This is a genomic window from Streptomyces sp. NPDC027663 (assembly GCF_055566415.1).
Genome location: NZ_JBVHSK010000013.1, coordinates 194,845 through 217,947 on the forward strand (window position 1 = coordinate 194,845; position 23,103 = coordinate 217,947).

A 23,103-nucleotide genomic window follows, 5' to 3' on the forward strand; every position below is an offset into this window, starting at 1 on the left:
GCGGATCGGGAACCGCGCCGGTCGCACCTTGACCCGGCGGGACACCGCGGGTCAACGCCGTTTCGCAGCCGGGCACGATCCCAGAGCACGGGCCTACAGCTCGCGGCCCACCAGGAGGTCCAGCAGCCCGGCCAGGTCCCCGGCGGCGCCGCCGGCCAGGGGCGCGCCGGCGAGCAGTGTCCGAGCGGCGGCCGTGTGGGCGCGGGCCTCGTCCAGCGCTGCCGCGCGGCCCCCCGCGGACTCGATCAGCGCGGCGGCCTCCTCCGCACGCTCGGGCGAACCGAGCAGCGCGGGCAACTGCCGGGCCGTCGGGGAGTCCAGCGCGGCCAGCACGGGGAACGTCTTCTTCCGCTCGCGCAGATCGCTGCCCACGGGCTTGCCGGTGACGGCCGGATCGCCCCAGACACCCAGCACGTCGTCGACCAGCTGGAAGGCGACCCCCAGATGCCGCCCGGCCCGGTCCAGGGTGGCGACCGTGGCCCGGGGCGCCCCGCCGAGCACGGCCCCCAGCGCGAGGGCACAGCCCAGCAACGCGCCGGTCTTGCCCTCCGCCATGGCCCGGTACTCCTGTGCCGTCACCCGCTCGGGGCCGGTCCACGGCCGGGTGGCGAACAGCAGGTCGTCCGCCTGCCCGTGCACCAGGTCGGCGAGGGCCGCCGAGAGCAGCCGTACCGCTGCGGGGGCCTCGGGCGCGGCGGCGAGGGTCTCGACGGCCAGCGCGAACAGGGCGTCCCCGGCGAGTACGGCCGGGCCCGTGCCGTACGCCTGCCACACGGCGGGGCGGCGGCGCCGGGTCGTGTCGCCGTCCATGATGTCGTCGTGCAGCAATGAGAAGGCGTGCACCAGTTCCACCGCGACGGCCGCGGGAACACCGGCCCGCCCGTCGGCGCCCGCCGCCTCGGCGCCGAGCACCGCCAGTGCCTGGCGCACGCCCTTGCCGCCGGACGCGCCTGCGGGCGCCCCGCCGACCTCGCACCAGCCGAAGGAGTACGCGGCCATCTCGGCCACCCACGGGTGCAGCCGCCCCACCGCCTCCTCCAGCGCGGGCCGCACCAGTTCCCGGCAGCGGGTCAGGACGGGCCGCGCCGACTCCTGCACCGGCGAGGTGAGCGCGGTCATCGCACGACCTCCGCGTCCAGGCCGAACTCCCGCTGGGCCCGGGCCACCATCTCCCGCGCGTGCCGCAGCCCGCTGCGCTCCAGCGTCCGGGCCAGACCGGCGAGTTCGGCGGCCGTCTCGGCGCGGTCGCGGCCCAGCCGGGCCAGGGCCTTGGCGAGGCCGAGCCGGGACAGCGCCTCGCCGCGCGGTTCGCTCATCGTCCGGAACTCCGCCAGCGCCAGCTCGTACCTGTCCCGCGCCTCGGCGTACCGTCCGGCCCGGTAGAGGACGTTGCCCTGCATCTTGTGGTTGTAGGCGAGCGCGCTGGACAGGTTCATCTCGCGGCAGCCGGCCTCCGCCTCGGACAGCAGTTCCAGCGCCCGCTCCGTGGCGCCGTCGCGCACCGAGAGGACGTCCGCCAGTCCGCGCAGCGCCCAGGCGTGCCCGCGCCGGTCCTCGGCCCGCGCGGATATCTCCGCCGCCTCCTCGAACAGCGCGTACGCCCGGTCGTAGTCGCCGGTGTTGCGGTGCATCTGGGCGATGCCCTCCAGGGCCCACACGGTGTGCCGGGCCTCCCCGCGCCGGCGGGCCTCGGCCAGCAGCTGCTCGTGCAGCCGGCCGACCGCGTCGTAGTCGCCCTGGATCCGGCCGGTCTCCGCGAGACCGGCCAGCGAGTAGCCGCGCACCACGACGTCGCCGCCGCGCTCACCGAACTCGGCCGCGAGTCCCAGCAGCCGCCAGGCCAGCGGGAACGCCCCGCGCTGCCGGGCCAGGGTGCCGCCGCTCCACAGTGCCCAGGCCATGGCCGCCGTGTCCCCGGCGTCCCGGGCGGCGCGGTAGCTCGCCTTCCAGGCCCGGTCGGCGTCGCGCACATGGCCGAGCCGCCGGTGCGCCTCCGCGACGGCGAGCCCGCAGCGCGCCGCCTCGCCCGGGCGGCCCGCCCGCTCGGCCGCGCGCAGTTGCTCGGTGCCCTCGGCCAGCACGTCGACCAGCGAGGAGTTCACGGACAGGGTGGTCAGGGCGCCCTGGTACTCCGGGGCGAAAGCCTTGCCGTACATGCGTACCCTTCTATACACGGAGTGTATACATGACGTGTATAGCGTCTCGGAAATTTGCCCCGGCCCGAGGGCCGGGGCTCGGTCTGTTGTCGATCAAGACGTCGGTACGCCGACGGGGGTTGCCCGCACGGCACGCATCAGTTGTGAAGGTTCGGTGCCGCTGTGCCTTCCGGTGTTTCCCGGGCTCAGTGCTGCTGCGCCTTCTGGGGTGTCACCTCGCTCGGCCGCACGACGACGTATCCCTCGCCCTGGAGCATCAGCTGCACTGCCTCGCCGGAGCCGCCGCGCAGCATCGAGCCGATGGACTGCGAGCGGTGCAGTGAGGTCTGCAGGTGCGCGGTCCAGCCGACCACCGCGTCCGTGTCGACGTACACCGGCGCCTGCGCGGACACCGGAATGACCAGCGGGTTGCCCTCGCAGACCAGACCGAGCAGGCCCTGCCCGGTGAACACGCTGTTGAACAGGCCGCCGCCGGCGATGCCCGAGCCCTTCACCGTCTTGATCTCGTACGACAGAGAGGCGTCGAAACACAGGACGTTGCGGCCGTTGACGGTGAACTGGTCACCGGGCTCGACCTCCACGATGAAACAGTTCTGCGCCTCGTGCGCGAACCAGGCCTCGCCCTGACCGCGCACCGCCATGAGGGGCAGTCCCTCGCCGGTGACCGCACGCTTGAGCATGCCGCCGACGCCCTGCCCCTTGCGCTCGAACCTGAGGTCGCCGCGGTAGGCCACCATCGCGCCCTGCCGCGCGTACATCTCACCGTTCACCGCATACTTGATGCACTTGGCGTTCTCGACGGACATACCCGGCTGCACGGCCGGCTGCGCCATGTGCCGGCTGGAAAAAAGATCACCCTTCATGCGGGGCATGGTGTCCCGGAGGAAGGCATTCCGCCAAGATCGCGGACGGTACCGGTTCGGCCACCGGACCGCCGCGTCCCGTGCGAGCCGGTCCGCCCGCCGCCCGCGGAGCCGGCCCGCCTGCCGCCCACGAAGCCGGTCCGCCCGCGGTGTCCGTCACGCACCGCCGCTGCGAAGGACGGCGAACGCCTCGTGCAGCAGGTGCCCGAACTCCTCGACCGCGAGCGGCTCGGCCAGCCCGCCGTCGCGGGTCGCGAACGCGATCAGGGCACTGCGCACGGCGGCGACCGAGGCGCGGGCGAGGACCGAGGCGCGCAGGGCCCGCGCCCGGGCCGGCTCGTCGGGCGACTGCCGGGCGAGCCGGTCCTCGAGAGCCTCGGCGATGCCGTCCTCGAAGGCGGTGAGCACGCCGGTGCCCCGCGTTCCGGTGGCCAGAGTGCGGGGCGGGGCACCGACGAAGAGGATGCCCAGGCCGTCGTCGAGGCGTGCGGCGGCGGCGACCAGGCCGTTGAGGACGGCGCTGTAGGCGGGCTCGGGTGCCGGGCGCCCGGCGATCTCCTCCACGAGCAGCGGCACGAAGTCCAGGACCTCGGCGAAGACCAGGTCCTCCTTGGACGGGAAGTACCGGAAGAAGGTGCGCTCGGTGACCCCGGCAGCGGCGGCGATGTCCCTGACCGTCGTCTCCTGGTAGCCGCGTTCCGCGAACATGCGGGTGGCCGTGCGGAGCAAACTCCGGCGCGTGGCGGCCTTCTTGCGGTCCCGCCTGCCCATCTCCTGCACTTCCCGCTGCTCCACGCGCTCATCCTGACACGTCGGCCGCCCGGTCCCCGGCCGTCGGTGCTCCCGGAAAAGTGTCAGCCCTGACACTTCCGCTATCGTGTCAGTCATGACACTTTTTGGCTCGCCGGCCTCCCGGCCGCGCGCGCGTCGGCGTACGGCCCTCGCTCTGGCCGCCGTCCTCGCCCTGGCGGCCGCCCTCACCGGCACGGCCGAAGCGGTGGTCCGGGACCGGATCGCCGACCGGATCGCAGCCGTCGCCGGGAAGCGGCTCGGCACCACCCCGGACGTCGGCCTCGGCAGCACACCCGCGCTGTGGCAGCTGGCCCGGGGGACGCTCCCCGACGTCGAGCTGACCGCCGACGGGGTGGCCGCCCGGCACATGACCGGCCTCACCGTCGACGCCCACCTGCACCAGGTGCGCCGGAGCGGGAAGGGGGGCACGGTCGGTTCGTCCACCGTGACCGTCGACGCCGATGCCGCCTCCCTGGCCGGCACCGGCGGCGGCCGCCCGGCGAGCGTGGTCGTCCCCGACCCGGCGCACGGACGGTTCGTCGTCCACCTGGGCCGTTCGGGCGCCCTGACCGTCCCCGTCACACCCACCTTGCGCGGGCGGACGATCCACCTCGTCCCCGGCCGGCCCTCGTACGCCGGCACCCCTCTCCCCGACGCCCTGGCCGGGACGGCCACCGCGAGGGCCGCCCGCACGATCCCCCTGACCGACCTCCCGCTGAGCCTCCGGCCGCGCCGGCTCACCGTCACCGACAGCGGGCTGCGACTCACCCTGAGCGGCGGCCCCGCCGCCGTCTCCGCCTGACCCCGGAGCCTCCCCCCTGTACGAGGTCCTCCCCGTACGAGGGCTCCTCCCCGGACGTGCCGCTCAGCCCCCCAAGTTCCTCGCAAGGAGCCCGTTTCCCATGCCTTCACTCCTCCACCGGCTCGGCCGGGGCGCCTTCCGGCACCGTAGGGCGGTGCTCGCCGCCTGGCTGCTGGTGCTGACCGCGATGGTCACCTGCGTCATCACCGTCGGCGGCGAAACCGACGACGAGTTCACCGTCCCGGGCTCACCGGCCCAGACCGCGATGGACAGCCTCAGGACCGAGCTGCCGCCGGCGGCCGGCACCAGCGCCCAGATCGTCTTCGTCGCCCCCGCGGGCCACAAGATCACCGAACCGCGGTACGCCGAGGCCGTCAGCTCCACCATGGCCCGGGCGGACAAGGCCCCGCAGGTCGTGTCCGTCACCGACCCGGTGCACAGCAAGGCAATATCGGCGGACCGCACCACCGCGCTCGGCCAGGTCCGCTATCAGGTCTCCCGCGCCGGGCTGCACGACGGCAGCCTCACCGCGCTGGAGACCACCACCCGGGACGCCGAGGAGACCGGCCTCACCGTCGAGATCGGCGGCACCGCGTACGGCAGCGGCACGAGCACCGGCCACACGAAGGAACTGACGGGTGCCGCCGTCGCCCTCGTGGTGCTCACCCTCACCTTCGGCTCACTGCTCGCGGCCGGCATGCCCCTGCTGACGGCGATCGGCGGCGTGGCCGTCACCCTGCTCGGCCTGTCCGCGCTGAGCGGCGTCCTGACCGTCTCCAGCACCGCGCCCTCACTGGCGTCCATGCTGGGCCTCGCGGTCGGCATCGACTACGCCCTCTTCATCCTCTCCCGGCACCGCTCCCAACTGGCCGCGGGCATGGCCGCCGAGGAGTCGGCGGCCCGGGCCACCGCCACGGCGGGCAGCGCGGTTGTCTTCGCCGGTCTCACGGTGATCATCGCCCTGTGCGGCCTGGCCGTCGTACGCATCCCGTTCCTCACTGTCATGGGCCTGGCCGGCGCCGCCGCCGTCCTGGTAGCCGTCGGCGCCTCCGTCACGCTGCTGCCGGCCGTGCTGGGCTTCGCCGGGGAGCGGCTGCGCCCGAAGCCGGACTCGCGCGCCGCCCGGCGCGAGCAGGCGGCGCACGGCACCGAGCCCGGCGTACGCCGGCCGATGGGCGAACGCTGGGGCAGGGCCGCGATCCGCCGCCCGCTGCTCACCCTGGTCGCGGTGCTCGCCGGCCTGCTGGTGGTCGCCCTGCCCGCCCGTGACCTGCGGCTCGCCCTGCCCGACAACGGCTCGGCCCCGGCGGGCAGCAGCCGGCGGCACGCGTACGACCTGGTGTCCGACAGGTTCGGCCCCGGCTTCAACGGCCCCCTGCTCATCCGCGCCGACACCGCCCGCGTCGACGACCCGCGGCAGGCCACGGCCACCCTGGTCGACGACCTGAAGGCCACCGACGGCGTCGCCGCGGTCGGCGAGCCGCAGGTCGTCCGGCACGGCGACGTGGCCGTCATCCAGGTGGTGCCGACGACCGGCCCGACGGACGAGAGGACGAAGGACCTCGTCGCGCACCTGCGCGACGAGGCGAGCGGGTGGCGGAAGCGGATCGGTGCCGAGGTGTCGGTGACCGGTACGACGGCGGTGAACATCGACGTGTCCGACCGGCTCGCGAGCTCACTGGCCCCCTTCTCCCTCGTCGTCGTCGGGCTCTCCCTGCTGCTGTTGCTGCTGGTGTTCCGTTCGGTGGTCGTGCCGCTGAAGGCCGGCCTGGGCTTCCTGCTCTCGGTCGCCGCCACCTTGGGCGCGGTCGTGGCCGTCTTCCAGTGGGGATGGCTCTCGGGCCTGGTCGGGGCCGACGAGAACGGGCCGGTGGTCAGCATCCTGCCCATCCTGGTGATGGCCGTTCTGTTCGGACTCGCCATGGACTACGAGGTGTTCATGGTCAGCCGCATGCGCGAGGCGTACGTCCACGGCGCCGCGCCACGCGATGCCGTCCTGGCCGGGTCCCGGCACGCCTCCCGCGTGGTCACCGCCGCCGCGCTGATCATGTCCGTGGTGTTCGCCGGCTTCGTTCCGGGCGGCAGCACCATACTCAAGCCGATCGCCTTCGCCCTCGCCTTCGGTGTCCTCGTCGACGCCTTCCTGGTCCGCATGACGCTCGTCCCGGCCGTCCTGGCCCTCGTCGGACGGGCGGGCTGGTGGCTGCCGAAGTGGCTGGACCGGCTGCTGCCCCACCTCGACATCGAGGGCGAACGGCTCCCGGCCCCGGCCCGCACGGCGGGGCTTCCCCACGCAGGCGAGAACCCCGGGGCCCCGCTCGACGGCCCGGTGTCACGGTGAAGCGGCCGGCGCCGGGCCGGGATCCTCCGTACCTGCTCCGTCTTGCTCCGCCTTGCCCGCCGGCTTGCCGCAGAACGCCGACTCCAAGGCACCCGCCAGCGTGTCGAGGACCTTCCCGTTGTTCGACGTGTTCGCCACGGCCGTGAGGCTGCGGCCGCCGTCCTTCGTCGCGAAGGCGTACGTGTAGTAGCCCTGCACCGCGCCCGTGTGTCCGTACACCGAGAGCCCGCAGGACAGGTCGCGCCGTCGCAGTCCGAGCCCGTACGCCGTCGTGCCGGTCACCTTGACGAAGCGCTCCATCTCGGCGAGCCGCGGGGCGGACAGCAGTTTGCCGCCCAGCAGGGCGCCGTAGAAGGCGTCGAGGTCCCGTGCGCTGGAGATGACGGCTCCTGCGCTCTGCGCCCAGGACACGGTCTGTGTGGTCGCGTCGACCAGCGGTGCGCCCGCCTTGTCCGGAGTCAGGTAGCCACGGGCGTATCGTCCCGGCATGGCGGTGTCCGGGTGAACGTAGAATGTGTCGTTCAGCTTCAGCGGCTTGAAGATGCGGTTCTGGTACGCGCTCTGCACGGACCGGCCCGTGAGCTTCTCGATGAGCAGGCCGGCGACGACGAAGTTCGTGTTGGAGTACGAGTAGGCCGCGCCGGGCGCGTTGGTGCGGGGCTTCTTCAGGGAGAGGGCGACCAGTTGGCGGTAGGTGAAGACCTTCTTCCGGACCGCCTCGAAGCCGGAGACGCTGTCGGCGAACATGTCGTTCGTGTAGTCGTACAGGCCGCTGCGGTGGCTCAGCAGATGGCGGACCGTGATGCGGTCGTCCGGCAGCAGTCCGGGCAGGTAGCGGTTGACCGGCGCGTCGAGGGCGAGTTCGTGTTCGTCGACGAGCTGGAGCAGTACGACGGCCGAGAAGGTCTTGGTGACGCTGCCCACCCGGAACCGGTCGTCGGTGTTGATGACCCGCTGGGTGCTTCGGTCGGCAATGCCCTGTGTGACACGGTACGTCCGGCCGTGGTCGTCGATCCGGGCCAGCGCGCCCGGTGCGCCCTGGGCCACCACCGAACGCAGCACCGCGGCCAGGCCCGCGGTGTCCGGCGCCCCGGTCGCGGCCTGCGCGGGGACTGCGAGGAGCGACAGCGCGACCGCTCCGAGGACCGCTCCCCGCCCCACCGTTGCTGAGACCATCCCCTACCCACTCCCATCGGTACGCTTCCTGATGCGATATCGGTCACATTCCGCCCTGGGAACCTAGAGGATTGAGGCAACGTCTCCACAGCCGACACACAGTTGGTGCTCCTGTGATCACTCTGTGGCGCCCATTCGTAAAGGATTGCCATAGAAGTTCGCGAAATGGATCATTCCGGCTTTACGCGCACATGACTGATCCGCCAGGGTTACCCCCCGGGGCCGGAACAGCCCCCGTGGCGCCAACTGCGCCATGCCTCAAGGCGGTTGGGGATCCCTGCCGCCTTCGAACGAAGGAACCCTGATCAGATTGCGTAGACCGCACATACGCACCGTGGCGGTCGCCGTCGCGGTAGCGACGGCTGCCACGGGCCTGGCCGGCACGGCCTTCGCGGGTCCCTCCACCGGCGTGGAGCGGTCCGCCGCCTCCGCCGCCTCGAACGCCACGGTGGTGGTGAAGGCGGCGACCACCGCGGCCTTCGCCCACGCCTCGGCGACCGGCGTCTCGAAGGGCGATGCACTGCACGCCCAGGACGTCATGATCGACCCCGAGGGTGCCCGGCACGTCCGTTTCGTTCGCACCCACAACGAACTTCCGGTCCTCGGTGGCGACCTGATCGTCCACCTCGACCGCAAGCTCGCCTACACGGGCGTGACCCGTGCGGCCGCCCACGCCGTCAAGCCGGCCGCCACCAAGGCCAAGCTGACCGCGGGCCAGGCCGCCGCCAAGGCCGCCCAGGCCGCCAAGGGTGACGCGGGCAGCGCCCAGCTCGTGCTGGACGCCCGCGGTGGCGCCGCGGCCCTGGCCTACCAGGTCTCCGTCACCGACAAGGACGGCTCCCACACGGTCGTCGTCGACGCGATCACCGGCAAGGTGCGCAGCAACACGCCCGACCAGGACGAGTTCCTGTCGCCGAAGCTGCTCGACACCCTGCGCGAGCGCGGCGAGACCGCCGATCCCGCCACCGGTGCCGGCTCCCTCTCCGCCACGTCCGGCCTGGTCGGCTCGTCCTCCTCCGGTGCGGCGGCCTACCCGTCGGCCGCGAAGGGCACCGGCAAGACCCTCTTCGTGGGCACCGTCGGTCTCACCACCACGCAGACCTCGCGCGGGCACTACCAGCTCAAGGACCCGAACCGGTACGGCACCGAGACCCGGGACGCCAAGGGCTCGTACACGGAGAAGTTCAGCTCCGGCTCGAAGTTCACCAACACGTCCAACGTGTGGGGCAACGGCAAGACCACCAGCCGGGTCAGCGCCGCCGCCGACGCCCAGTACGGCATCACGAAGACGCTCGACTTCTACAAGAGCACCTTCAAGCGCAAGGGCATCGCGAACAACAGCAAGCCCGCGCAGGCGATGGTCCACTGGGGCAACAAGGTCGCCAACGCGTTCTGGGACCCCACCTGCAACTGCATGCTGTACGGCGACGGCGACGGCCAGATGTTCAAGAAGCCGCTCGTGGTCCTCGACGTCACCGGTCACGAGCTGACCCACGGCGTGGTGGAGGCGACCGCCAACCTGCAGCCGACCTTCGTCGACTCCGACGGCAACCAGTACGGCGAGCCGGGCTCGCTGAACGAGTCGCTCGCGGACATCTTCGGCTCGAACGTCGAGTTCTACGCCAAGAACTCGAAGGACACCGCGGACTACCTGGTCGGTGAGAAGCTGGGCCTCGCGCAGAAGTTCCTGCGCCGCCTGGACCACCCGTCGCTCGACAAGCTCGAGGGCACCATCGACTACTGGTCGGCGGACACCTACTACACCGAGGTGCACGCCGGTTCCGGTGTCTCGTCGCACGCCTACTACCTCCTCGCCGAGGGCAGCGGCAAGAAGACGATCAACGGCGTCAACTACAACTCGCCGACGTACCACAACGTCACGGTCAAGGGCATCGGCCGCACCAAGGCGACCGCCATCTACTACCGTGCGCTGACCCGCTACATGGTCTCCACGACCGACTTCCACCAGGCGCGCACCGCGACCCTGAAGGCGGCCAAGGACCTGTACGGCTCGAACAGCACCGAGTACAAGACGGTCGACAAGTCGTGGGCCGCGGTCAACGTCACCGCCGCCAACACGCCGCGCGCCCACTGACGGACGCCGGCACACACCAGCACCACCGGATGCCCCGCCTCGCGCGGGGCATCCGCATGTCCGGGTACAGGCGGGCGCGGCCGGGTGCAGGTGCGCTCCCGCAGGAGCACGCCAGCACGGGGGTACAGGGGCGCAGGCGGACGCCTCGACTGCGTCCGTAACAGCCGCTGTTTCTTTCATTGACAGCGGAAAATAAGGGCCCTAGGTTCCCGGCCATGCGCTCGACCCCGCACGCCGAGACGTTCCCGGCGCACACGCCGGCCGCCGCCCAGGTCTTCACGGCGGTCCTGTCCCACGGCCCCCTGACCCGCCTGGAGGCGGGCCGCCGGGCCGGGCTGTCCCCGGCCGCCGTGACCAAGGCCGTACGCCCCCTGCTGGCGGCCGGATACCTCGCCGAGGGCGGCGGCCCGGGGGAGGACACCGGCGAGAAGTCCCGCCCGGCACTCGGGCGGCCCGCCGGCCTGGTCCGGGTCAACGGCGAACGCGCCCTCTTCATCGGCGTGAAGGCGACCGGCGACGAGCTGATCGCCGTCCTGACCGACCTGTGCTGCCGTATCCGGCTCGCCCGCCGCACCCCTCTGCCGGACCGTGCGCCGGGCCCCGTGCTGTCCGCGACCGCGGACCTCGTGCACGAACTCCTCACCCACGCCGCCGAGTCGGCGGCCCCGGTGGCCGGCCTCGGCATCGCCGTGTCCGGCGACGTCGACCGCGCCGAGGGCGTCGTACGCTACTCGCCGTTCCTCGGATGGCGGGACGTGCCGCTCGCCGAACTCGTCAGTGCTGCCTGCGGGTTGCCGGTCACCGTCGACAACGACGTGCGCGCGCTGACCGTCGCCGAGCAGTGGTTCGGAGCCGGTGCGGGGCTGACCGGCTTCGCCGTGGTCACCGTCGGCGCCGGCATCGGCTGCGGACTCGTGGTGCACGGCCGGGTGGTCGCCGGAGCCCACGGCGTGGCAGGCGAGATCGGGCACCTCGTCGTCGACCCCGCCGGTCCCCTCTGCCACTGCGGCAACCGTGGCTGCGTGGAGGCGATCGCCGGGGACGGCGCGATCCTCGCCCGGATCCGCGAAGTGACCGGCCGCCCGGTCGCCGACGGCCGCGAGGCGCTGGCACTGGCCCACGAGGGCGTGCCCGGGGCCCGCGAGGTGTACGCCAGGGCGGGAGAGGCCATCGGCCGGGCCATCGCCACCGTCGCCAACCTGCTCGGCCCCGAACGCGTGATCATCTCCGGCGAGGGACTCGCCGCCTACGACCTCTTCGCGGAGCAGATCCGGGAGGCGTTCACCGCGGCCGCCTTCGGGTCCGCCGCCCGGTGCGACGTACAGACCCGCCCGCTGCCCTTCGAGGAGTGGGCGCGCGGTGCTGCCGCTGCCGCCATCCAGACCTTCATCACCCAGGCACCCAGCAGCGGAAAGGGCTGAGCCGCCCCGACCCGAACCCACCCAGGAGGTACGGCCCATGCGGTCACCCTCGTACCCCGTCCTGCCCGCACGCGGGCTCAGAGCCGCCCTCGTCCTGGCCCTCACCACGGGCCTGGCCACGGCACTCCCGGCCACCGCGGGCGCCGAGCCCGCGCCGGTCCCGGTCCCGGTGCTGGCCGCCAAGCCCTACATGGGCTGGTCCAGCTGGAGCATGCAGTCGTCCAAGTACCCCGGCCTCAACCCGGACGGCGACTACAGCTACCTGACCGAGGCCAACGTCCTGAAGCAGGCCGACGCCCTGGCCGAGAAGCTCGCGCCGTACGGCTACGAGTACGTCGCCATCGACTCCGGATGGTGGCGGGACAAGGACTGGAAGCCCCGGTTCGACGCCTACGGGCGCCAGCAGGCCGACCCCGTCCGCTTCCCGCACGGCATGAAGGCGGTCGCCGACCACATCCACGGCCTCGGTCTGAAAGCCGGCATCTACCTCCCGGCCGGCCTGGAGAAGGAGGCCTACGGCGAAGGCAAGGTGCCCATCCGGCACGCCGACGGCTGCACCACCGCCGACATCGTCTACGGCGACCTGCGCACCACCAACGGCTGGGACAGCGCCTACAAGATCGACTTCGGCAGGCCGTGTGCGCAGAAGTACATGGACTCCCAGGCCCAGTTGCTCGCCTCCTGGGGCTACGACTTCCTCAAGCTCGACGGCGTGGGACCCGGCTCCTCCAGAAGCGGCGACAACTACGACAACGTTGCCGACGTGGCCGCCTGGCAGAAGGCGATCGCCGGCACCGGCCGCCCCGTCCACCTGGAACTGTCCTGGTCCCTGGACATCGGCCACGCCGCCGACTGGAAGAAGTACTCGAGCGGCTGGCGCGTCGACACCGACGTCGAGTGCTACTGCAACACCCTGGTCAGCTGGGAGAACTCCGTCGACGACCGCTTCGACGACACCCCCGGCTGGACCAGGCACGCCGGCCCCGGCGGCTGGAACGACCTCGACTCCCTCGACGTCGGCAACGGCACCATGGACGGCCTGACCAAGGCCGAACGGCAGACGTACGCCACCTTGTGGGCCATCGCCAAGTCCCCCCTCTACACCGGCGACGACCTCACCAGGCTCGACGACTACGGCGTGAAGCTCCTCACCGACCGCGAGGTCATCGCCGTCGACCAGGGCAACTCCCCGCCCGCCCGGCCCGTCACCCCCTCCGACCCCCAGCAGGTGTGGGCCGCGAAGAACCCCGACGGCACCTACACGGTCGCCCTGTTCAACCTCGCCGACTCCCCGTCCTCCGTCACCGCCGACTTCTCCGCCCTCGGCTTCACCGGCAAGGCGGCCGTCCGCGACCTGTGGAACCACGAGAACCTCGGCTCCCGCAAGAACAAGATCACCGAGGCCCTGCCCGCCCACGGCTCCCGCCTGTTCACCGTCACCCCGCACGGCAGCGCCCTCACCACCACCGGCCACGAGGCCGAGGCCGGCGCCAACACCCTCGGCGGCCGGGCCTCCGTCGCCGACTGCGCCGCCTGCTCCGGCGGCAGGAAGGTCGGCGACCTCTACGCCGGCGCCACCCTCCGCTTCAACGACATCGTCGTGCGCAAGCCCGGTACGTATCTGATCCAGGTGGCCTACGTCAGCGGCGACGCCCGTGCCGTGAGCGTCTCCGCCAACTCCGGCGCCGCCACCCGCCACCGGTTCCCCTCCACCGGCGACTGGGGGACCGTCGAGACGGTCAGCGTCCCCGTGACCCTGAGGGCCGGCACCAACACCGTCACCTTCGACAGCGGTGCCGACTACGCCCCGGACATCGACCGCATCGACGTGCCCTCGTCCCCCCGTCAGTGATCGGAACCCGCCATGGACCATCCACCCAGCAGACGCGGCTTCCTCGCCCTCGCCACCACCGGGGCCCTCGCCGCACTGCCCGCGTTCACCGCCCCGCCGCGCCCCGCCGGGCTGCCCGCAGCCGATGACCGGCACCGACTGTGGTGGCAGGCCCCCGCCGACGAGCACTCGCAGATCCGGCAGGGCCTGCCCGTCGGCAACGGCCGCCTCGGCGCCCTCGCCACCAACGACCCCGGACGGGAACTCCTCCTCGTCACCGACGCCACGATGTGGACCGGCGGCCGCAACGACACCCTCCGGACCGGATGGGCGACTACCACACCGACATCAACATCCGGATGAACTACTGGATGGCCGACCGGACCGGCCTGTCCCCCTGCTTCGACGCGTTCACCGACTACTGCGTGGCACAGCTCCCCTCCTGGACCGACCTCACCCGCAGACTCTTCGACGACACCCGCAACCGCTACCGCAACTCCAGCGGCAGGAACGCCGGCTGGACCGTGGCCATCTCCACCAACCCCCACGGCGGCGGAGGCTGGTGGTGGCACCCGGCCGGCAACGCCTGGCTGTGCAACTCCCTGTTCGAACACTACGAGTACACCGGCTCCCGGGCCCACCTGGAGAAGATCTACCCGCTGCTCAAGGGCGCCTGCGAGTTCTGGGAGGCCCGGCTGCTCACCACGACCCTGCCGGACAGCGGCCGGGAGGTACTGACCGCCGACAGCGACTGGTCGCCGGAGCAGGGCCCGCTCGACGCCAAGGGCATCACCTACGCACAGGAACTGGTGTGGGCGCTCTTCGGCAACTTCCGCACCGCCGCGGCCGAGTTGGACCGGGACCCCGGCTACGCCCGCACCGTCGGCGACCTGCGCGACCGCCTCTACCTCCCCGTCGTGAGCGCAAGGACGGGCCGGCTGGAGGAATGGATGTCCCCGGACGACCTCGGGGAGACCACCCACCGGCATCTCTCCCCGCTCGTCGGCCTGTTCCCCGGCGACCGCATCCGGCCCGACGGCTCCACCCCCGCCGACATCGTCACCGGCGCCACCGCCCTGCTCACCGCACGCGGCATGAACAGCTTCGGCTGGGCCAACGCCTGGCGCGCCCTGTGCTGGGCGCGTTTGAAGAACGCCGAGAAGGCGTACCAGCTCATCGTGAACAACCTGCGCCCCTCGACCGACGGCAGCAACGCCACCGCCCCCAACCTGTTCGACATCTACGAGGCCGAACAGGGCCGCGGCATCTTCCAGATCGACGCCAACTTCGGTACCCCGGCGGCCGTCGCCGAGATGCTGCTGCACTCCAGGCCGGGGCACCTGGAGCTGCTGCCGGCCCTCCCGGACGCCTGGGCCGCCTCCGGTTCGGTGACCGGAGCCGGGGCCCGCGGCGGCTTCCTCGTCGACCTGGACTGGCGGCACGGAAAACCCACCGAGGTGCGGATCCGCAGCGTGGGCGGCACCATGACCTCCGTGGGATACGCAGGTACGTCCCGGACGGTCCGCATGAAACCCGGCGGGTCCGTCACGCTCCGGGACTTCGCCCGGTGACCGGCCGGTTCGGGCGCGGCTGCCGCGCCGCAGCAGCCCTGCTCACCGCGGTCGCCTGCCAGTCCGCGCCGCCAGCCCGGGCAGCCACACCCTCGGCGACCCGGGCCACCGGGGTCGTGACCTGGGCGGCCAGCGCTGACCGCATGGGCGAGGGCACAGCCGGCCAGGGCTACCGGCTCGTCGTCCGCACCAGCGTCGGCGGCAGCGACCTGCGCGTCCGCTTCACCAACGCCTTCGGCGACCGGCCACTGACCCTCGACGGCGTCCACGCCGGCCTGCGCAGCCGGGGCGCCGCCCTGCGGCCGGGCAGCAACCGGCCGCTCACCTTCGGCGGCGCCCGCACGGTCACCGTCCCGGCCGGCGCCGTCGCCTGGAGCGACCCGCTGCCCGGCCGGATACCGGCCGGCACCGACCTGGTCGTCAGCCTGCACACCCCGGACGCGGCCGGCCCGGCCACGGGGCACTGGATGGCCATGCAGACGTCGTACACCGGCCAGGGCGCCCACACCGCCGAGGAGAGCGGCGCCAACTGGACGCGAACGACCGGCTCCTGGTGGTACATCGACTCCGTCGCCGTGCGGTCCTCGCCCGCGGCCCACGGTGCCGTGGCCGTGCTCGGCGACTCCATCACCGACGGCTGGCAGTCCTCCACCGACCTGAACCGCCGCTGGCCCGACTATCTCGCCCGGCGCCTCGGCACGGCCGGCACGGCAGTACAGGGCGTGGCCAACGAGGGAATCTCGGGCAACAAGCTCCTCGCGGACGGCGCCGGGCAGGCCGCCCTGCAGCGGCTGGACCGGGACGTCCTCGCCCAGCCCGGCGTGCGGACCGTGTTCCTCTTCGAGGGCGTCAACGACCTCAAGGCGCACACCGGGGTCACCGCGGCCGACCTCATCGACGGCTACCGGAGCATCGCCCGGCGCACGCACGCGGCGGGCAAGTGCGTGGTCGCGTCCACCGTCGGCCCGTTCAAGGGCTGGTCCGAGTGGGACCCGGCCGCCGAAGCCGTACGGCAGGAGGTGAACCGGTTCCTGCGCAGCAGCGGGGAGTTCGACGCCGTCGCCGACTTCGACCACATCCTGCGCAGCCCGTACGACCCCGAGCGCATCCTGCCGTTCTTCGACGGCGGTGACCATCTGCACCCCAACGACAAGGGCATGCAGGCCGTGGCCGACGCCGTCGACCCGGACAAGCTGGACTGCCCCCGCTGAACCGGTACCGGCCGGGTCACCCCGACCCGGCCGGCTCGGGTGCGATCAGGCCCCGGCGGTAGGCCACCGCCACCGCCTCCGTACGGCTCGCGGCGCCCAGCTTGGCGAGGATGTTGGAGACGTGCACGCTGGCCGTCTTGCCGGAGATGAACAGCTCCTCGCCGATCTGCCGGTTGCTGCGGCCCCGCGCCAGGAGCCGCAGCACGTCCTGCTCCCGCGCGGTCAGCGGCGCCTGGTCCGCGCCGGCCGGCCCGGTTCCGAGGCGGGCCCGGCGGGTCAGCGCGTCGATCCCCTCCAGCAGCGGTGCCGCGCCCAGCCCTTCCGCCGCCTGCCGGGCCAGCCGCGCCTGATGCGCCGCGTCCGCCCTGCGGTCCACGGCCAGCAGCGCCTGCGCATACCGCAGCCGGCACCGCGCCTGCTCGTGGACATCGCCGTACCCGAACGCGGCGACCGCCTTCTCCCAGGCCGCCGGATCCGGCCCGGACGCGACCGTCGCCCACTCCGCCTCGGCGCGGGCCAGCCATGCCTGACCCTCCGGGCCCTGCGCGAAGTCCTCCTCGTCCTGCCCGGCCGTGGCCCGCGCCAGCTCCACGAGACCGGCCGCGGTCTCCGCCCAGCGGGCCGCCTCCGCGTCGCCGTCGGCGCGGCGGCGCAGCTCCACGGTCCGGTCGGCGACCGCCGTCAGACACAGCGCGGCCAGCCGGACCGCCACGCCCGGACGGCGCGTCGTGCCGTCACTCAGGGCCGCGACCGTCGTCCGCAGCCGCTCGGTGGCCGTCAGCGGGTCGCCGTCCCGCACGGCGGCATCGGTGAGCACGATGCCCGCGACGAGCGCCCCCATCCAGTCGAAGGGCCCCTCCAGCAGCGCCCGGGCCCGCTCGACGGCGCTCGCGTCGCCCCGGGCGAACGCCACGTACAGGGCCGGGCCCGTCGCGAAGGCGCCGGCCCGCGCGGGCAGGTCCGGGGCCGCCTCGGCCGCGGACCGTACGCACTCGTCCCAGCGGCCCAGCGTGTACAGCACGAGCAGCTGGAGGTAGCGCAGCTCCAGCGGATACGCCGAGGACAGCAGGCCGGCCCGGCGGGCCCCGTCCAGACCGTCGGCCAGCAGCGGCAGGCACTCCGCGAGATCACCGGCCTCGAAGGCGCCCATCGCCAGGTTGAACAGCGCGCGCATCTCCACCGGCGCATTCCCCGCGGTGCGGGCCAGCTCCCGGGCCTGCCGCAGCCGCTCCCGGCCCGCCCGCGAGCGCCGGCCGCCGTCCTCGGTCACGGCCAGCGAGACAAGCAGATCGGCCCGGGCGGCGGTCACCCCCAGCTCCTCGGCGACCCGCAGGGCCTGCCGGCCGATGCGCAGGGCGGTCTCGTCCTCGCCCACCTGCCGGGCCGCCGCGACATGCGTGGCCGCCGCCCACACCCACGTCCGCGACGGCGGATCGGCCGGGATCATCGCCAGCGCCTCGCTGCTGTACCGGAACGCCGCCGTCAGGCTGTCCACGATCAGCAGGTTCCCGGCCAGCGTGTAGCGGACCCGGGCGGCCAGCTCCCCGTCGGTGTCCTGGCCGACCCCGGCGAGCGCCGCCCGGGTCAGCGAGACCGCGCGGTGGAACTCCCCGGCATGGGCCGCCGCGGCCGAGGCGCGCAGGGTCAGCGTGATCCGGTCCAGCCCCTCCCCGGCGGGCCGGTCGGCCGCGGGCACCGACGGCCACAGGTCCAGGGCCGCCTCCAAGTGCCGCAGCTCCTCCGCGGGGGCGCCGAGCCGCCGGGCGTGGTCGGCGGCCTCCAGACGGGCCGCGAGCGCCCCGGGCAGGTCATGGCTCTCGCGGGCGTGGTGGGCGCGCTCCGCCGCCGTCTCCGGGGCCCGGTCGCGGGACGCCAGCAGCCGGGCGTACGCCCCGTGCAGCCGGGACCGCTCGCCGGGCAGCAGATCGGCGTAGACCGCCTCGCGCGTGAGGGCGTGCCGGAAGGCGTAGGTGCCCGCGTCCCCGGGGACGAGGAGCTGGTGCCCCACGGCCTCCCGCAGCGCCGTCTCCAGGGCCTCCTCGGGCAGCCCGGCGGCCTCGCGCAGCAGCTCGTGCTCTACGCGCCGGCCGGCCACGGCGGCGGTCCGCAGCACCTGCTGGGCGGTCTCGGACAGCTGCTCGACCCGGATGAGCAGCAGGTCGGCCAGACCGCTGGGCACCCCGCACGTGTCCGCGCCGGCCGCGGCGAGCAGTTCCTGCGCGTAGAACGCGTTGCCCTCGGCGCGGGCGACGATGCCGTGCACGACGGTGTCGGACAGCGGACGGTCCTCCAGGGACCGCACCAGCCGGGCGACCTCCGGATCGGGCAGGGGCCGCAGCTCCAGGCGTTCCACGGCCGGCAGCCGCACCAGCTCGGCCAGCAGCGGTCGCAGCGGGTGGCGGCGGTGCAGGTCGTCGGCGCGGTAGGAGGCGAGGACGGCGAGCCGCCGCTCCGTGCCGCCGCCGGGCCGGTGCGGCACGCCCCGGCTGAGCAGGAAGCGCAGCAGGTCCCGGGAGGACTGGTCGGCCCAGTGCAGGTCCTCCAGGACGAGCAGCAGCGGCGCCACCGCGGCCAGGTCGGCCAGCAGCCCGGCGACGTCCTCGAAGAGCCTGAGCCGCCCGTCCGCCCCGTCATCCGCGTCCGGGCCGGCGCCCAGCAGCCGGTCCGCCGCCGGATGCGCCCCCAGTACGGCGGTGAACCGCGCGTCGGCGGCGAGCACGCCGAGCATCTCGGTGAACGGCAGGTACGGCAGGCCGACGTCCCCCAGGTCCACACAGTGCCCCGTGACCACGGTGGCCCCGGCCCGTGCCGCCCGCCCGGCGACCTCGTCCAGCAGCCGTGTCTTGCCGACCCCGGCGTCCCCGGCGAGCAGCACGGCGCCGGGCGCGCCTCCCCGGGCGCGCTCCAGCACGCCCGTGAGCCGGGCCAGTTCGTCGTCCCGGCCGATCAACGGCGCTGTGGTGAAGGCGGTCTGCGGCACGGCCCCATCCTGACACGCGCCACCGACAGCGCGTCCGCCCCAGGCGCCGGCTCGGCCGCCCACGCAGCCGACGACGGTCTCGCCCGCCTTCCGGCGCCGTTGACACCCCGCACACCTCCACGCCCCGACGGCCGCCCCGCCCGCGTCCAGTAAGAGGGCGGGGCCGGGCGGCTGGAGCGAGCGGAGGGGGAGAGGACGGCCTGCCGGCGATCGCCCGCCACCTCGGTCGGCGCTCGCCCGCCACTCCGGTCGGCGCCGCCCGTCCGCTCCCGCCGTCGGTGGGCGTGCCGCGTGCCTGCGCGTCAGCGCAGCGTCTGTGCCCAGTTCTGCGGGACCCGACCGGCCGGGCCCGGGGCCGGCTGGTCGGCCGGGTGGCTCGCCGGCGGTGCGAGGTCGGGTCCGGAGGCGTACAGCTCCTCGGTGGCGTAGTTCCAGAACCAGTCCTCGCCCGGCTCGAAGCTGCGGATCACCGGGTGCCCGGTCGCCCGGTAGTGGGCGGTGGCGTGCTTGGCGGGGGAGTCGTCGCAGCAGCCGATGTGCCCGCACTGCGCGCACCGGCGCAGATGGAACCACCAGCCGCCCGCCTCGTCGCACTCCACGCAGCCCGTGCCGCTGGGCGGGACCGCCGGGTCGATCGCGTCGTCGTTGCTCATGCCGTCTCCTCGTCGGGCGTCTCGGCGGTCAGGGGCAGCAGCACCTGGAAGCGGGTGTCGCCGGGCACCGACTCGACCCGCAGACTGCCGTGGTGCTTGTTGACGACGATCCGCCAGGAGATGTCCAGGCCGAGGCCGGTACCCTCGCCGACCGGCTTGGTGGTGAAGAACGGGTCGAAGATCCGGTCCTTGATCTCCGGGGAGATGCCGGGCCCGGTGTCGCGGAACTCCACCAGCAGCCGCTCGTGGTCCAGTGCGGTCCGCACGGTCAACATGCCCTCACCGCCCTCGCTCTTCATGGCCGAGACGGCGTTGTCGACCAGGTTGGTCCACACCTGGTTCAGCTCCGCCGGATAGGCGGGCACCGGCGGCAGCGTGCGGTCGTACTCCTTCACGACCTTGATGTCCGGCCCGATCTTCCCGGAGAGCATCAGCAGGGTGCTCTCCAGGAGTTCGTGCACGTCCACCTCTCGGTACGGGGCCCGGTCCAGCTGCGAGTACTGCTTGGCCGCGTCGACCAGGTGCGAGATGCGGGTGGTGGAGTCCTCGATCTCGTTCATCAACAGCTCGGTCTCGATGGTGTAGTTGAGCCAGCCGACCGCGCCGGGCAGGATCTCCCCGTCCACCGCCGCCGCGACCTGCTCCAGCCAGTCGACGTCGAGTCCGGCCTGGACGAAGGTGGGCGCCACCTGCCAGCCGTTGTCGATGCCGTGGTCCTCCAGCCAGTCGGTGAGCACGTCCTCCCGGTCGGCGGCCTCCAGCGGGCTGAGCGCCGGGGCCTTCGCCACCCGCTCCGCGGTGCGCTCCTGGATCTCGATCAGGTTCGCCAGACAGTCGCGGGAGAAGGAGCCCTCGGCGATCATGCCGAGCTTGTGGCGCATCTTCGCGACCCGCTCGCGCAGCGTCGCGGTGGCCCGGACCGCCGCCGCGGCGGGGTTGTTCAGCTCGTGCGTCAGCCCTGCCGACAACGAGCCCAGCGCCAGCAGCCGTTCCCGCTGCCCGATCATCGCCTGGGTGTTCTTGACGCCGAAGAACAGGCCTTCCAGCAGGTGCACGGCCATCGGGAACCACTCGCGCATGACGTCCGCGAAGAGGTCCGCAGGCAGCACGAAGAACCGGGTCGGCTCCGTGACCCGCATCGAGTTGTTGTAGACCTGCTGCACCCGGTCGCCCAGGTAGGCCTGCATCGAGCCCGCGTACACCCCGGGCTGCGAGCTCCGGGTGACCTCCACGTCGTCACCGGCGACCCGGCGGGACAGCACGACCGTACCCTCGATCATCACGAAGAAGCAGGTGGCGGGGTCACCCTCGGTGTACACCGGGCCGGGTTGGAACAGCTCCACCCGCCCGTGGCTGCACAGCCGTCCCAGCTGTTCGGGGCTCAGCTTCTCGAAGAGGAACAGTGAGCTGATCTCCTGCGGACTGCACGGCATGACCTGCCCGCTCATGACTGCTCCAGATACCGGTGGACGAGCATCACGGCCATGGCTCCCTCTCCGACTGCGGACGCGACGCGCTTGGCGGACTCGGCGCGCGCGTCGCCCGCCACGAACACGCCGGGAATGCTGGTCTCCAGGTGGTACGGCGGCCGGTCAAGCTCCCAGCCGGCCGGCGGGCGCCCGTCGGCGGTCAGGTCGGGCCCGGCCAGGATGAAGCCACGCTTGTCGCGCAGCACGGTGTCGCCGAGCCAGTCGGTCAGCGGGGCGGCGCCGATGAAGACGAACACCCACTCGGCGTCGACTCCTTCGGTCTCGCCGGTCTCCAGATGACGCAGCGTCAGCCTCTCCAGCCGCTCGCCACCGTGCGCGGACTCGACCACCGTCCGGCTGCGCACCGAGATGTTCGGCGCGTCGTTGATCTGCTGGATCAGGTAGTACGACATCGACGCCGACAGGTCGGGGCCGCGTACCAGCAGCGTCACCGACTTGGCGAACCGGGAGAGGTACATCGCCGCCTGGCCCGCCGAGTTGGCGCCGCCGACGATGTACACGTCATGGCCCTGGCAGGCGGTCGCCTCGGTCAGCGCCGAACCGTAGAACACCCCGCAGCCGGTCAGATCGGCGCAGCCCTGGGCCTCCAGCTGCCGGTACTGCACGCCCGTCGCCAGGATGATGCTGTGCGCCCCGATCGCCGAGCCGTCCGCGAACCGTACGATGCGGGCCGCTCCGTTGATCTCCAGCCCGGTCACCTCGCGCGCGGTCAGGAGCTCGGCGCCGAACTTGGCCGCCTGCCGCCGCGCCCGGTCGGTGAGCTGGGCACCGGAGACGCCGTCCGGGAAGCCGAGGTAGTTCTCGATCCGGGAGCTCTGCCCGGCCTGCCCGCCGGTCGCCGACCGCTCCACCAGGACGGTCCTGAGCCCCTCCGATGCCCCGTACACGGCCGCGCCGAGTCCCGCCGGACCGCCGCCGATCACTATGAGGTCGTAGAAGTCGGCCGTCGGCGCTGTCGCCAGGCCCACGCGCGCGGCCAGCTCCGGCGCCTCCGGCTCGACCAGCACCGAACCGTCCGGGGTGATCACCAGCGGCAGCCGCTGCCCGTCCTGCCCGGCCGCGGTCAGCAGCCGCTGCCCCTCCGGCTCCTCCACCGAGTACCAGCGGTAGGGGACCTGGTTGCGGGCCAGGAACTCCCGCACGTCCGAGGACCGCGCCGACCAGCGGTGGCCCACCACCTTGGTGCTGGGCACCGGCTTGTAGGCGCTGCTGCGCCAGGCGTCCAGCAGGTCGTCCAGCACCGGATAGAGCTTCTCCTCCGGCGGGTCCCAGGGCTTGAGCAGATAATGGTCGAGGTCGACGACGTTGATCGCGTCGATGGCCGCGTTGGTGTCCGCGTACGCCGTGAGCAGCACGCGCCGCGCCCCCGGATACACGTCGAGCGCCTGCTCGAGGAACTCGATGCCGTTCATCTGCGGCATCCGGTAGTCGGCCACCACCACCGCCACCAGGTCGCCGCGCAGTTTCAGCTCGCGCAGCGCCTCCAGCGCGGACTCCCCGGACTCCGCGCGCACGATCCGGTACGACTCGCCGTAGCGCCGCCTGAGGTCGCGGGCGACGGCACGGGAGACCCCCGGGTCGTCGTCCACGGTCAGGATGACGGTCCGCGCGCTGTCGGCGGCCTGTGCCATACGTCTCCCACCCCGAGCGTCGGTCCCGGCGGCCGGTGTCGTGGGGACCACCGCACCGGTACCAAGCCATCGTATGTTCGATCGCCCGGG

The 23,103-nt window shown here is 73.1% G+C and carries 15 protein-coding genes and 1 pseudogene; 7 read left to right on the forward strand and 9 right to left on the reverse strand.

Annotated features, from left to right (window positions below; all coding sequences use genetic code 11):
• Positions 1 to 93: 93 nt before the first annotated feature.
• The 4 genes from ACZ4SF_RS29335 to ACZ4SF_RS29350 form a co-directional block, all read right to left on the reverse strand.
• Positions 94 to 1,119 (reverse strand): polyprenyl synthetase family protein, encoded by a 1,026-nt coding sequence (locus ACZ4SF_RS29335; protein WP_468389984.1) that lies wholly within the window; start codon positions 1,117 to 1,119, stop codon positions 94 to 96.
• Positions 1,116 to 2,156 (reverse strand): tetratricopeptide repeat protein, encoded by a 1,041-nt coding sequence (locus ACZ4SF_RS29340; protein ID WP_468389987.1) that lies wholly within the window; start codon positions 2,154 to 2,156, stop codon positions 1,116 to 1,118. The genes ACZ4SF_RS29335 and ACZ4SF_RS29340 overlap by 4 nt, the downstream gene beginning before the upstream one ends.
• A 185-nt stretch (positions 2,157 to 2,341) precedes the next feature.
• Positions 2,342 to 3,019, reverse strand: a complete 678-nt coding sequence (locus ACZ4SF_RS29345; RefSeq protein WP_468389990.1) for an AIM24 family protein — start codon at positions 3,017 to 3,019, stop codon at positions 2,342 to 2,344.
• Positions 3,020 to 3,175: 156 nt separating this feature from the next.
• Positions 3,176 to 3,814, reverse strand: coding sequence for a TetR/AcrR family transcriptional regulator (locus ACZ4SF_RS29350; RefSeq protein ID WP_468389993.1), 639 nt, complete (start codon positions 3,812 to 3,814; stop codon positions 3,176 to 3,178).
• Positions 3,815 to 3,905: 91 nt separating this feature from the next.
• Here ACZ4SF_RS29350 and ACZ4SF_RS29355 point away from each other — a divergent pair, with 91 nt between their 5' ends.
• Positions 3,906 to 4,613, forward strand: a complete 708-nt coding sequence (locus ACZ4SF_RS29355; RefSeq protein WP_468389996.1) for an LmeA family phospholipid-binding protein — start codon at positions 3,906 to 3,908, stop codon at positions 4,611 to 4,613.
• 100 nt (positions 4,614 to 4,713) lie between these two features.
• Positions 4,714 to 6,954 (forward strand): MMPL family transporter, encoded by a 2,241-nt coding sequence (locus tag ACZ4SF_RS29360; protein ID WP_468389999.1) that lies wholly within the window; start codon positions 4,714 to 4,716, stop codon positions 6,952 to 6,954.
• On the opposite strand, the gene ACZ4SF_RS29365 is transcribed toward ACZ4SF_RS29360, so the two are convergent.
• Entirely contained in the window at positions 6,946 to 8,130 is a 1,185-nt protein-coding gene (locus ACZ4SF_RS29365) for a serine hydrolase domain-containing protein (protein ID WP_468390000.1), read from the reverse strand. The two genes, ACZ4SF_RS29360 and ACZ4SF_RS29365, sit on opposite strands and share 9 nt — an antisense overlap.
• Positions 8,131 to 8,440: 310 nt before the next feature.
• Here ACZ4SF_RS29365 and ACZ4SF_RS29370 point away from each other — a divergent pair, with 310 nt between their 5' ends.
• The 5 genes and pseudogenes from ACZ4SF_RS29370 (at position 8,441) to ACZ4SF_RS29390 (ending at position 16,259) form a co-directional block, all read left to right on the forward strand.
• Positions 8,441 to 10,225 (forward strand): M4 family metallopeptidase, encoded by a 1,785-nt coding sequence (locus tag ACZ4SF_RS29370; RefSeq protein ID WP_468390003.1) that lies wholly within the window; start codon positions 8,441 to 8,443, stop codon positions 10,223 to 10,225.
• Between the two features lie 215 nt (positions 10,226 to 10,440).
• Positions 10,441 to 11,646 carry an ROK family protein gene (locus ACZ4SF_RS29375; protein WP_468390005.1) on the forward strand — a complete coding sequence of 402 codons (1,206 nt, stop codon included), beginning with the start codon at positions 10,441 to 10,443 and terminating at the stop codon, positions 11,644 to 11,646.
• Positions 11,647 to 11,683: 37 nt separating this feature from the next.
• The gene (locus ACZ4SF_RS29380; protein ID WP_468390008.1) at positions 11,684 to 13,498 is read left to right on the forward strand and encodes an alpha-galactosidase D; all 1,815 of its coding nucleotides are present in this window, start codon (positions 11,684 to 11,686) and stop codon (positions 13,496 to 13,498) included.
• Between the two features lie 12 nt (positions 13,499 to 13,510).
• Positions 13,511 to 15,048 (forward strand): annotated as a pseudogene (locus ACZ4SF_RS29385) (glycosyl hydrolase family 95 catalytic domain-containing protein).
• Positions 15,045 to 16,259, forward strand: a complete 1,215-nt coding sequence (locus ACZ4SF_RS29390; RefSeq protein ID WP_468390011.1) for an SGNH/GDSL hydrolase family protein — start codon at positions 15,045 to 15,047, stop codon at positions 16,257 to 16,259. Before ACZ4SF_RS29385 ends, ACZ4SF_RS29390 begins: the two are co-directional and overlap by 4 nt.
• Before the next feature lie 16 nt (positions 16,260 to 16,275).
• Here the strand turns inward: ACZ4SF_RS29390 and ACZ4SF_RS29395 are convergent, their stop codons facing one another.
• The 4 genes from ACZ4SF_RS29395 to ACZ4SF_RS29410 form a co-directional block, all read right to left on the reverse strand.
• A complete protein-coding gene (locus ACZ4SF_RS29395) occupies positions 16,276 to 19,239 on the reverse strand; it encodes a helix-turn-helix transcriptional regulator (RefSeq protein ID WP_468390014.1) in 2,964 nt (987 codons plus the stop codon).
• Between the two features lie 302 nt (positions 19,240 to 19,541).
• Positions 19,542 to 19,892, reverse strand: a complete 351-nt coding sequence (locus ACZ4SF_RS29400; RefSeq protein WP_468390017.1) for a UBP-type zinc finger domain-containing protein — start codon at positions 19,890 to 19,892, stop codon at positions 19,542 to 19,544.
• The gene (locus ACZ4SF_RS29405; RefSeq protein ID WP_468390019.1) at positions 19,889 to 21,340 is read right to left on the reverse strand and encodes an ATP-binding protein; all 1,452 of its coding nucleotides are present in this window, start codon (positions 21,338 to 21,340) and stop codon (positions 19,889 to 19,891) included. The genes ACZ4SF_RS29400 and ACZ4SF_RS29405 overlap by 4 nt, the downstream gene beginning before the upstream one ends.
• Complete coding sequence (locus tag ACZ4SF_RS29410) at positions 21,337 to 23,013, reverse strand: NAD(P)/FAD-dependent oxidoreductase (protein WP_468390022.1); 1,677 nt, start codon at positions 23,011 to 23,013, stop codon at positions 21,337 to 21,339. The genes ACZ4SF_RS29405 and ACZ4SF_RS29410 overlap by 4 nt, the downstream gene beginning before the upstream one ends.
• Positions 23,014 to 23,103: the final 90 nt, after the last annotated feature.